This window comes from Streptomyces mutomycini, from assembly GCF_001700505.1.
In the GTDB taxonomy this organism is placed as follows: domain Bacteria; phylum Actinomycetota; class Actinomycetes; order Streptomycetales; family Streptomycetaceae; genus Streptomyces; species Streptomyces mutomycini.
On record NZ_MAPV01000213.1, the window covers coordinates 268 to 11189 of the forward strand.

At 68.0% G+C, this 10922-nt stretch carries 12 protein-coding genes and 2 pseudogenes; 10 read left to right on the plus strand and 4 right to left on the minus strand.

Features of this window, described 5'->3' with window-relative positions; translation table 11 throughout:
- The 8 genes and pseudogenes from BFF76_RS34095 to BFF76_RS26715 form a co-directional block, all read left to right on the plus strand.
- On the plus strand, window positions 1-243 hold a 243-nt coding region (locus tag BFF76_RS34095), incomplete at both ends, for a carbohydrate ABC transporter permease (RefSeq protein ID WP_420877227.1).
- 2 nt (window positions 244-245) lie between these two features.
- A pseudogene (locus BFF76_RS34100) lies at window positions 246-556 on the plus strand (carbohydrate ABC transporter permease); the annotation flags it as partial.
- A gap of 3 nt (window positions 557-559) precedes the next feature.
- Complete coding sequence (locus tag BFF76_RS26690) at window positions 560-1459, plus strand: carbohydrate ABC transporter permease (protein WP_065849217.1); 900 nt, start codon at window positions 560-562, stop codon at window positions 1457-1459.
- A 76-nt stretch (window positions 1460-1535) separates the two neighbouring features.
- On the plus strand, window positions 1536-3359 hold the full coding sequence (locus BFF76_RS26695) for a glycoside hydrolase family 2 protein (RefSeq protein WP_065849218.1): 1824 nt from the start codon (window positions 1536-1538) through the stop codon (window positions 3357-3359).
- Window positions 3360-3755: 396 nt separating this feature from the next.
- Complete coding sequence (locus BFF76_RS34105; RefSeq protein WP_065849219.1) at window positions 3756-3965, plus strand: endonuclease; 210 nt, start codon at window positions 3756-3758, stop codon at window positions 3963-3965.
- A 76-nt stretch (window positions 3966-4041) separates the two neighbouring features.
- Entirely contained in the window at window positions 4042-4707 is a 666-nt protein-coding gene (locus tag BFF76_RS33380) for a hypothetical protein (RefSeq protein WP_208604883.1), read from the plus strand.
- Window positions 4708-4750: 43 nt separating this feature from the next.
- A complete protein-coding gene (locus BFF76_RS26710; protein ID WP_065849221.1) occupies window positions 4751-6862 on the plus strand; it encodes a trypsin-like serine peptidase in 2112 nt (703 codons plus the stop codon).
- A gap of 54 nt (window positions 6863-6916) precedes the next feature.
- Window positions 6917-7237, plus strand: a complete 321-nt coding sequence (locus BFF76_RS26715; protein ID WP_141695664.1) for a hypothetical protein — start codon at window positions 6917-6919, stop codon at window positions 7235-7237.
- A 33-nt stretch (window positions 7238-7270) separates the two neighbouring features.
- Here the strand turns inward: BFF76_RS26715 and BFF76_RS31765 are convergent, their stop codons facing one another.
- From BFF76_RS31765 to BFF76_RS26730, 4 genes and pseudogenes are all read right to left on the minus strand, one after another.
- Window positions 7271-7555, minus strand: coding sequence for a ferredoxin (locus BFF76_RS31765; RefSeq protein WP_053930020.1), 285 nt, complete (start codon window positions 7553-7555; stop codon window positions 7271-7273).
- Complete coding sequence (locus tag BFF76_RS33095) at window positions 7552-7713, minus strand: hypothetical protein (protein ID WP_167359529.1); 162 nt, start codon at window positions 7711-7713, stop codon at window positions 7552-7554. Before BFF76_RS33095 ends, BFF76_RS31765 begins: the two co-directional genes overlap by 4 nt.
- 73 nt (window positions 7714-7786) lie before the next feature.
- Window positions 7787-7852: pseudogene (locus tag BFF76_RS34755) on the minus strand (hypothetical protein); the annotation flags it as partial.
- A 338-nt stretch (window positions 7853-8190) separates the two neighbouring features.
- Entirely contained in the window at window positions 8191-9345 is a 1155-nt protein-coding gene (locus tag BFF76_RS26730; protein ID WP_244167348.1) for an oxygenase MpaB family protein, read from the minus strand.
- Window positions 9346-9922: 577 nt separating this feature from the next.
- Between BFF76_RS26730 and BFF76_RS26735 the strand changes: the two genes are divergently transcribed.
- A complete protein-coding gene (locus BFF76_RS26735; RefSeq protein WP_065849223.1) occupies window positions 9923-10459 on the plus strand; it encodes an RICIN domain-containing protein in 537 nt (178 codons plus the stop codon).
- A 224-nt stretch (window positions 10460-10683) separates the two neighbouring features.
- Window positions 10684-10922: hypothetical protein (locus BFF76_RS32760; protein WP_141695665.1), on the plus strand; the 239-nt coding region annotated here is incomplete at its 3' end.

The following is a 10922-nucleotide window of genomic DNA, read 5'->3' on the forward strand; positions in this document are numbered from 1 at the left end:
GGTGCTGATCGCGCTCGCCATGGCGCTCCTGGTGCACAGCGGACTGGCTGGTCAGTGGGTGTGGCGGCTGTCCTTCTTCGTGCCCTACCTGCTGCCGGTCACCGTGGTGACCCTCATATGGACCTGGCTCTACCAGCCGGACGTCGGCCTCGGCAACGAACTGCTCGGCACGCTCGGCCTAGAACCCGTCGGCTGGCTGTCCGACGAGGCCGTCGCGATGTGGTCGGTCGCCGCGCTCACGGTNNACGAGGCCGCCGCGCTCGACGGCGCGGGGGCGTGGCGGCGCCTGTGGTCCGTCACCCTCCCGCAGCTGCGCAGGACCACCGTCCTGGTCGTCATGCTCCAGATCCTCGCGTCGCTGAAGGTGTTCGACCAGATCTACATCCTCACCAAGGGCGGCCCCAACGGTTCCACCCGCCCTCTCCTCGAATACGTCTACGACGTCGGGTTCACGGGTTACAGGCTGGGCTACGCCTCCGCCGTCTCCTACGTCTTCTTCGCCCTCGTCATCGTCGTCTCGCTCGCACAGCTCCGCCTCTTCCGCCAGGAGGACTGACCGATGTCCACCACCACGACCACCGTGCGGACCCGGCGCCGCCCGCCCCGGGAGCAGGCCGGCTCCCCGCTGCTCCTCGGCCACGGCCGGCTGCCCCGTGTCCTGGCCGGCACCGCGCTGACCGTGCTGGCCGCCGTCTGGCTGCTGCCGTTCCTATGGGCGGTGACCACCTCCGTCCAGAGCGAGCGGGACGTCGCCGAGCCGGGTCTCTCGCCCTTCAAGGGCGCCTTCACCCTGGAGTCGTACCAGCAGATCCTGGAACGCGGGAACGTCACGGTCTGGGCGGCCAACAGCTTCCTGGTGGCCGGACTGGTCACGCTGATCACCGTCGTGATCTCCACGCTGGCGGCCTACGGCTTCTCGCGGGGCACCTTCCGGGGCCGCCGCGCCCTGCTCGCCGTCACCGTCGCCGCCGTCATGGTCCCGCCGCAGCTGCTCGTCGTGCCGCTGTTCGAGCAGATGCTGATGTTCAACCTGGTGGACACCTACGCGGCGATGATCCTGCCGCAAGTGGTGGCGCCCATGATGGTGTTCATCCTCAAGAGGTTCTTCGACGCCGTTCCCAGGGAGCTGGAGGACGCCGCCCGGCTCGACGGCGCGTCCGAGGTACGGGTCTTCCTGTCGGTCGTGCTGCCGCTGTCCCGGCCGATCGTGGCAGCCGTCGCCATCTTCGTGTTCATCGGTGCGTGGAACAACTTCATGTGGCCTTTCATCGTCACCAACGATCCGAGCCTGATGACGCTCCCCGTCGGACTCGCCACGGTCAAGGACGCCTTCGGTATCCAGTACGCCCAGGCCATGGCCTCGGCTCTGCTCGCGGCGCTGCCGCTGGTCCTGGTGTTCCTCCTCTTCCAGCGCCGCATCGTCAGCTCGGTGGCCACCACCGGCCTCGGCGGCACCTGACCACCCCCTCCTTCCACCCTCCGTACCACCCGGGACCCGCTGTTCACCGGCGGCCCGACGACTCACTGGAGCATGTGTGCCCACTCCCTCCGTACCGCGCCCGGAGTACCCGCGACCGCAGTTCGTCCGTCGCGACTGGCTCAACCTGAACGGCCTCTGGCAGTTCGAGACCGACCGGGGGGACAGCGGTCTCGAGCGCGGTCTCCTCACCCGTGAACTGGACGGGCAGATCCTCGTCCCCTTCCCTCCGGAGTCCGAGCTGTCCGGGGTCGGCGACACCGACTTCCTCGAAGCCGTCTGGTACCGGCGTGTCCTCACCCTGCCGGCCGCCTGGGCCGGGCGGCGGGTCCTGCTGCACTTCGGAGCGGTCGACCACGACACGACCGTCTGGACGGACGGCACCGAGGTGGCGCGCCATCGCGGCGGATTCACCCCGTTCACCGCCGACCTCGGCGACATCGCCGGCTCAGGGCGGGACGTCACCGTCACCGTCCGGGCCCGTGACCCCCGCTCGGGCCCGCAGGCACGCGGCAAGCAGGCCATCCAGTACGCCAACCACGACTGCAACTACACACGCGTCACCGGCATCTGGCAGACCGTATGGCTGGAGCCCGTCCACGAGGCGCACCTGCGGCGCCCGCGGATCACCCCGGATCTGGCCGGCTCCGCCTTCCACCTGGAGCTCCCGCTGTCCGGGAACCGGCCGGGCCACCGGGTACGCGCCGTCCTCGGCGACGGGGACGGCGAGGTGTGCCGGGCGGAGGCACGCGCCGACCTCGACCTCGCTCCCCGTCTCCACCTTCCGGTTCCGGACGAAAGGAAGCGCGAGTGGGGTCCCGACGACCCGCACCTGTACGACCTGCGGTTCGAACTGGTCGACGAGCGGGGGGTGGTACTCGACTCGGTGGACAGTTACGCCGGGCTGCGCTCGGTCGGCCTGCGGGGCAAGGCGGTCACCCTCAACGGACGGCCGCTCTTCCAGCGGCTCGTACTCGACCAGGGCTGGTACCCCGACGGCCTGATGACCGCACCCACCGACGAGGCGCTGGTCCGGGACATCGAGATCGCCATGGACGCCGGTTTCAACGGCGCCCGGCTCCACCAGAAGGTCTTCGAGGAGCGCTTCCTCTACCACGCGGACCGCCTCGGCTACCTGGTATGGGGCGAGTTCGGCGACTGGGGCTGCGAGACGGGCGGATCGTCGGGGAACAACCAGCAGCCCGACTCCTCATACGTCAGCCAGTGGCTCGAAGCAGTGGAACGGGACTACTCGCACCCTTCAATCGTCGGCTGGTGCCCGCTCAACGAGACGTACCAGAAGCTGCACGACCGCATCACCGGACTCGACGACGTCACCCGCGCCATGTTCCTGGCCACCAAGGCCCTGGACACCACACGGCCGGTGATCGACGCATCCGGCTACGCGCACCGGGTCATGGAGACGGACATCTACGACTCCCACAGCTACGAGCAGGACCCGGAGGCCTTCCGGCAGCAGATGGCAGGCCTGGCCAAGGGCGAGCCGTTCGTCAACACCTACGAGAACGGGGCCGCCTACTCCCAGCCCTACCGGGGGCAGCCGTACTTCGTGAGTGAGTTCGGCGGCATCTGGTGGGACCCGGAGGCCGCCGCCGCACAGTCCGGCGAGGACCGGACCGTCTCCTGGGGCTACGGCGAACGGGTGCGCAACGAGGAGGAGTTCCACGCTCGCTTCAGCGGCCTGACGGGGGTGCTGCTCCAGGATCCCGCCATGTTCGGCTACTGCTACACGCAGCTGACCGATGTCTTCCAGGAGCAGAACGGCATCTACCGCTTCGACCGCGGCACCAAGCTGGACGTGGCACGCGTCCGCGAGGCCCAGATGCGTCCCGCCGCGATCGAGGGCCGGGACGACAGGTAACACGGACCGACGGAGGCCGCTCATGAGGCGGCCTCCGCCCACCCGGTCCGACCGCACCGGCAGACGACACCCCGGGCCCCCTGCGGTGGCCCGCCTGAGCATCAAGCGCCCGGTCACAGAACGGTGTTGGCGTAATACGTCAGCCGCTCCTGCCCCCGAACCGCGTACCCTCCCTTTTGCGCACATCCGGCAGACCTGCGAGCATCGAATAGGGAACAGCCAAGGGCGCAGCGACGGCTCCGGGGAGGATCCGTCGAGGCGGCCGACAAGCATCCCTACGGTGCTGCAGGCGCCCGTGGGATCGGCCCGTGCACGGCTCGGGCCACACCCTGTTCTGCCGCCCCCCGCTCCGGGCGATGGTCATCCCCACCGGACCGAGCGGCCACCCTCCGGGCGGTGAGCCGTGGAGGACCGCTCGGCGACGCCGAGCGCGAGTTGCCCAAGAGCCGGCTGCCCGTCCTCCTGGCCTGGCACGACAGCGAGCCGGTGAGTGAGTACGAACTGCACCGCAATGCCGCCATAGCGGAGATCCAGGGCAATCGGAACCCACTGATAGACCACCCGGATCGGGTCGGCGAGATCGATTTCTCCGGCGTCTGGCCCTGAGACCAGATCGCTTCCTGAAAGCAGATCGCTTCAATCCACCTAGGAGCCCCTCATGGCCCGGATCACCATAAGCGGCGTGAGTATGGATCCGCTGGTCCAGTCCGCCGAACTCGCCAGTGTGTCGCTGGTGTCGGAGGAAGGTTCCCAGTCCGATTACCTGCTCGTGCAGGCCACGCACGTGCCCACCGCCGGGGAAAGGCAACAGATGGCGGAGCTCGGGGTGGTGGTACATGAATACGTTCCGGAGAGCACGTATCTCTGCGGCTACCGGTCCTCGGACCTGGAGGCACTGCGCGCGCTTCCCTTCGTGGCATGGGCCGATGTCTACCTCACGGGCTTCAAGATCGCACCGTCGCTGCGCTCGTCCCGGCTCCGGCCGGCCATGGCCACCCTGGCTCATCCCCTCGAGAGCACGGAACCCGGCACACACACGGTCGACGTCGTCCTCCACGACGACATCGACGCCGCGGTGCCGCAGGGAACGGGCCACACCCTGAAGATCACCCTGGTCTGGACGGACCCGCCCGGCACGGCCCTGCAGAACGACCTGGACCTGATCGTCCGCGCGGACGGCCGGGAACACCACGGCAACATGGGCGCGGAGGGCGGGTTCGACCGCGTCAACAATGTCGAGCAGGTCAGCTGGGAGGGCGTTCCCCCCGGTGACGCCGAGGTCGTAGTCCGCGCCCACAGGATCACCCAGTTCGCCCAGCCGTACGCCTTGGCCTGGCGAATCTCCTGACCGCACAGCAGGTGCAACACGGGACGAGGACGGTGGGACTTCCATGGCGATCACAGCCGACTTCCGCTCAGAACGGCTGGAGCAGGCCGATGCCGCCGCCGAGCGGTACCGCAGCACGAGCGCCGAGCGGCAGCACATCGAGAGGCAGCTGAAGGCCGGGGTGCGGTTTCCGGACTCCCCCGCGGCCATCGCCGCCCGCGCGGCGCGTCTGCTCGACCGGCAGGAGGTACCTACCGCGGCGGCGGTGGAGAGCGTCCGCGAGGAACCGCTGGACGCTCCCGCCGCGAACGAACGCATCCTCGGCCTCTCCAAAGAGTTGCAGGCATGGAGCTTCCTGCCCCGCGGTGCCCGGGCGGCACGCACCGTGGCGCGGATCTCGATCCGGGAGAACGGCCGCGAGCTGCCTGCCGGCACAGGGTTCATGGTTTCACCTCAGCTACTGATGACCAATCACCATGTGCTGCCCGACGAGACGGCCGCCCAGCAATGCGTCGTCGAGTTCGACGCCCACGTCACGATCGACAACGCTCCCGCGGTGCCCGTCCGGATGGAGCTCGATCCCGGCTCCTTCTTCGTCGCGGACGAGCGGCTCGACTTCGCACTGGTGCTGGTACAGCCCCTCGCCGACGGCCGGCGGCCGGGGGAGGTGTTCGGCTGGAACAGGCTCAGCGCCCAGCTCGGCAAGCTGGTCGTCGGCGAACCCGTGAACGTCATCGGGCACCCCATGGGCCGGCTCAAGGAGATCACCGTCCGCGACAACGCGCTACTGGTCCGGCTGGACGACTTCCTCCAGTACAGGGCCGACACCCAGCAGGGAAACTCGGGTTCGCCGGTCTACAACGACCAGTGGGAAGTAGTGGCGCTGCACCACAGCGGGGTACCGGAGAAGGACGCACAGGGCCGCACCCTTCGCAAGGACGGCGCAGTGTGGCAGCCCGGCGACGGCGACGACGCCATCTCCTGGGTGGCGAACGAAGGCGCACGCACCAGCTCCATCCTCCGACACCTCGCCTCGTTGCAGCCCGGCGCCATGCCTCAGCTTCACCCACTGCTGAGCGAGATGGGCCCGGAAGCCGGTCTTCAGGGGGTGCCAACGGCACCGCGCTCGCTGCCGGGGGTGTCGTTGCCCGGTCCCGACGGCGCGTCCACGGCGCCACCCGCGCGCGAAGCCGCTGTCGGTCACGTCGGACTCCGTGCCAGGGAAACGGCATTCGGCGGTGACCGGCATCTCGTCTTCCTGCACGGCAGAAGCCAGCAGGAAAAAGACCCCCAGGTGCTCCGCCGGTGCTGGTCCGCAGGCCTCAACCACGGGCTCACCTGCGCCGGGATGCAAACGGTCGACCCGGCCGACGTGTGGTTCCCGTACTACGGCAACGAACTCATACAGGCCGTCGAGCAGCACGAATCCGTCCCTCGCTCGTTCGAGGAGAGGGCGGCCGGCCGGGCGGCGGAGACGTGTGCGCCCGCCGGTCCGGCCAGGAGCACGTACGAGGAACTCGTCGCCGAAGCCGCAGGGAGCGCGGGGATGCCGCGGGAGGACCTTCGGGCCACCGAAGCATTCGGAAGCGCTGCAGTCGGGGCCCTGCAGCGGCAGCTGAGCTGGCTGGCCGCCAAAACCGACGTGGACGAGTGGTTCATCGCCACGACCCTCCGCGATGTCGCCGCCTACCTCACGGAGCCGAGCGTCCGGGAAACGGTTCTGGACACCGTGCTCGCCACGATGCCCACCTCGGGCGAGCTCCTCCTGGTGACGCACAGCCTTGGCACCGTGGTCGGCATGGACCTCATCGACCGACTCGCACCGGGACCGGACATCCGCCTGCTCGTCACCGCGGGCAGCCCGCTCGGACTGGACGCGGTGTACCGCCGGCTCCTCACCGGCGGAGCCAAGCGCCCCGAACGGGTGGCCGCTTGGGTGAACGCCTGGTGCCCGACCGACGGCGTCGCGATCGGATGCCCGCTCGGAGACGACTGGAAGGGTGAACTGACCGAGCTGGCCGTCACCAACGCCCGCGACCGGGCGCACGACATCGGGGAGTACCTCACCCACCCGGAGGTCGCGGCCAGGATCGGAAGCGCGGTCGCCGCCGGCGGGAGCGAGTTCACTGCCCGCGGTGCGGGCCACCTGACAGGTGCTGACATCGGCCGTACCTGACCACGAAGAAGTGCCGGTGCGTCAGCACCTGGCCCCTTGGCGAACAACGTCGAGATGCCTGCCCGCCGACCCCGCGCCCGGCTCAACCGCATCGAGGCCCGGTCCTTGCCGCTGCGCCACTTCACCCTCAACGGCACGGACCACGCCGAGGACCGGCGCCTACGTGCCGTCGTCGACTGGGTGAACGTCGTCTCGGCCCAGTATCCCGGCCGCCAGGACCGTCTCGGCGAGCCCTGCCCCGAGACGATGTGCCTGCGAACCGGCCTGGCCCCGCCGGTGGTGGCAGAGCGCCTGACCGAAGGACGTCCATCGACGGGGCCACCCCATCCGGCACACACCGCCGACTGCCCCGGCAGGGGCCGGCAAGGACGGTGAGCGGCCATCTTCCGGACCCAGGGGGCACAGAGTCTACGAAGCGCCCCCGCTCAGGGGGCGGAACTGGAAGCTGATGGCTCCCGAAGGACAGAGGTCAACTGCTTCGGCGACGACGTCCCTCTGCTCCCTCGACGGCTCCGGCTCGCGAAGCCCGACCGTCCCATCCTTCTCGCACTGGTCGGCCGCCTGCCGGGCGGCCCGGTCCGCGGCTGTCCGGCGCCAATAGTAGAAGCTCGAGCGGCTGACGCCGAGGATGCTGCAGAGCCGCTTCACGCCGTAGCGGCGCTGGAGGTCGGCGACACACTGGAAGCGGTTCACCAGCGCGTCTCCCCGGCGAAATACTTCGCCGCTTTGCGCAGGATCTCGCGTTCCTCCTCCAGCTCGCGGATCTTCTTCCGCAGGGCGGCGTTCTCCGCCTCCAGCGGGGCCGGCGGCTGGGACAGTTCCTGCGTCCGCCGCCCCCGGGGACGGCTCACCCCGGCCGCCCTCACCCAGTTCCGGCAGAGTCTCCGGATTGATCCCCAGATCGGCGGCGACCGACCTGATCGTCGCCTCCGGCCGCGACTCGTACAACGCGACCGCGTCCGCCTTGAACTCCGGCGGATAGTTCTTCATGACCACGAGATGTCCGTTCTCAGATCCTCAGGATCCAGTGTCCCGTGTGTCCAACATCAGGGGTCAAGGTCCTCGGCTCAGATGACCCCGAAGCGGCCACAGCGGCCCGGCGCTACCGTGCGTTCGTTGACTCCCTGTCCACTAACCATCCTGGTTCAACGACTGACCGGTCACCCGAGCACGATGACTGGGACTTCTCTGTCAAGTTCAGCGTGTTGAGCTGAACTGGGGCAGAGGATTCAGTTGCCTCCGCCCTTAGCCTGTGTGAGAAGCTGCAGCCGCCAAGCGCGCGGTGCTCCGGTGAGCTTGGCGGCTCCGCTAGGCCGTGTAACCGGTGGTCAGCGGTTGTCGTTGAGTTCCTGGTGCATCTGGGGCTGGTCGTCCTGGTCGTGGGTGAGTGCGTACTGCTCGATCTCGTTGAAGGCCTTCGAGGCGACTCCCAGGAGGTCCTTGTAGGGGTTGACGCCGACGGTTCGCTGGGTGGCTCCGCCGAAGAGACCGCCGGCCGTTCCGCTGACGAGGCCGTGGCCCGCTGCGAGCGGCTTGCCCACGAGATCAAGGGGGCTCTTGGGCAAGTCGGCCATGTCTGCGTACTTGTCGGTGAGCGCTACGCGGGTCAGCGCGATGTAGGCATCACTGGCCCCCGGCTTCAGAAGGTCGCGGTAGAACTTGATGGCTTGGGCGGTCATGAAGACGCCGTCGTCGGTCTTCTTCCATTCCTTGTCCCGCTCTTGGTTCCACAGCCGTTCGGCTTCGTCGGCATCCTTGGGCAGCTGCCATTTCTCCGGCGTGCCAAGGTAGTGGTTGACGTAGTGCCAGGCGCACATGAAGCCGCGGGCGTCGTCGGCGGAGACATCGATGCCGAGGTTCCTCATGCCCTGCAGGATCTGGGTGCTGAAGACGCAGGCGGCGCCGGTGGTGTACTTCTGAGAGACCGGCTCGCCCCACTGGTCGTAGTCCCACTGGCCGCTCTGCTTGTGCAGTTGGCGTACCGAGGCGTGCACGAGGCGCACCTTCGTGACGGTGGCGGCCAGGGTTCCGTCGCGCATGGCGTTCTTGTTGCCCATGTCGATGAACAGGCGAGAGGACTGCGACAGCCTCCGGCCCGGTCCCTCGACACCTCCGAGGCGACCGGTGGAGCGCAGGGTGAATGCCCCGGTGGGTGCGAGGTAGGTGCCGATGAGGCCGACGGTGCCCTGCAGCATCGAGGCGGTGCCGTGGTGGTGGCCGAAGAAGCCCTCGGCGGCCTTGACTTCTACCTCGCTCCAATCCGGCGGCGGGGTAGCTGCCTCCCGCAGGAACTGGGCCAGCCGATCGGGAAGCCGTGACATATCCGTGTCGGGCTTGAGCGTTCCGATCGTCCGGAACAGGGCGTTGATCCCGTCGACCTCCCTGTTCTCGAGGAGGTCGGTCACCAGCGTGTCAGCCGCGGGATCCCCGACCTTGCTCGCAGCCTCCAACTCAGCCGCAACCGTTGCCGATGTCAACGCCATATCAATACTCCTCGGTTTCATCCAATTGACCATGCAATGGGTGACCTGCGCACAGACGCGCTCCCGCCCAGGGGGCGCCCCTTCGTGCTGCGCGAGAAGACCCTGGATCGCCGCTCTCGCAGAGGGAGGCCCATCGTGCGGGCTGCTCGATGGGCATGAATGAGAAGGACTCGTGCGGCAAGATCACTTCACTTCGATCTTGCCGCAATCATCGCCTCGAATTGGTCACCCAATAGGAGTAAGGGGGCGTGCGCCCCGCGTGAATCAGAGAGTGCACAGAGACTGTCGCTTCGGTCGGTGGCGTGTTGTGCTGCCCGTGTTACCAGGTCGCAGCCGGGCGACCACCGGCTCTGGGGTCGACGAAGCCCCTTCAGCGGGTGGCGTCCATATGTCTTCTTCCAGGCCGCGGTGGCAACCTGCTTGTCAGGTTGGGTCAGTACCAGCACTCCGTCCGCCGTGGAGAGCTCCGAGCCGGACAGCGGCTCCGGTCCACCCCGGATAGCTGGTTCTCCTCGATCGGGTGGTCATCTCCCGGAAAAACGGTTTGGCACAAATCTGGCCCGTCAAGATCGCCCGTATGACTATCCGTCGCTGGGCCGCTGCCGCGGCCGCCATCTTTTCCGTCGCAGTCCTGACAGGGTCCGCCCAAGCCGTACCCACCGCCGCCCCCGTCCCCTCCGGGCCTGTTGTCATCACCAACGACGCCCACACCAACTACCTGGTCCCTGACGACACGGTCGGCAACGCCGGCACCTTCCTTCAGGTCTACTACCGGCAAGACCATCCCTTCCCGCGCACATTCCAGTTCGAGCAGGTGAACGGGCGTCCCGGAACCTTCCACTGGAAGAGCGCCCGTACCGGGAATTGCGCCGATGCCAGGGCCGGAGAGCCGGGGGGCTCGGTGTACCTGGCTGCGTGCACGACGAACAAGTCCCAATGGTGGATCCTCAGGTCCACCGACGAAAGCCCTGCACGATGGGTTCTGTCGCCCTTCCTGAACGAGGACGTTGCTGTCACCGGCCTGTTCGGAGACGACAACTACGCACCGCTGCGTGAACTGCCCAACCCCAACTCCCCGACTACTTCGCAGATGTGGCACTTCACCCGGCAGTGATTGCGTTGTCCTTCGGTGCTGCGTTCCGCGCAGGCCCTACGGCAGGGCCCTGCGCGGGAAGCCGGTGGCACCCAGTACGTACGCCACCCAGGCACGACCCCACCCTTGCTCGATCCGCTTCGACACGCCGATCCAACAGGGAAGACTCCGGCTGGGATGAAACAGACCCAAGCTCATGGGAGCCGATTTCTGCGGGCTCCAGCGCAAACGAGCACCCCTCAACCGTGGCTGCCCGGGACCTCATCACAGTGCTCCGCGAGTTCACCGACCGGCACCTCAACGGCGTCCCCGAGGTATCAGAGGTCACGTCCAGCTTCTCCAAAACCACCAAGCTGTGGGGCATGCTCGGTGCTCTCTCAGACACTGTCCGCGACGAATCGGAAGACCTCCTGGCGCGAGCGGCGGAAATCTGGACAGGCAACACACAAACGCCCGCCCACCCCCACGAGAGGGAAACAGGCCC

Coding starts and splice junctions, on each gene's coding strand:
- BFF76_RS26710 (WP_065849221.1), top strand. CDS start 4,751: ATGGCGATCACAGCCGACTTCCGCTCAGAACGGCTGGAGCAGGCCGAT.
- BFF76_RS26715 (WP_141695664.1), top strand. CDS start 6,917: ATGCCTGCCCGCCGACCCCGCGCCCGGCTCAACCGCATCGAGGCCCGG.
- BFF76_RS26735 (WP_065849223.1), top strand. CDS start 9,923: ATGACTATCCGTCGCTGGGCCGCTGCCGCGGCCGCCATCTTTTCCGTC.
- BFF76_RS26690 (WP_065849217.1), top strand. CDS start 560: ATGTCCACCACCACGACCACCGTGCGGACCCGGCGCCGCCCGCCCCGG.
- BFF76_RS26730 (WP_244167348.1), bottom strand. CDS start 9,345: ATGGCGTTGACATCGGCAACGGTTGCGGCTGAGTTGGAGGCTGCGAGC.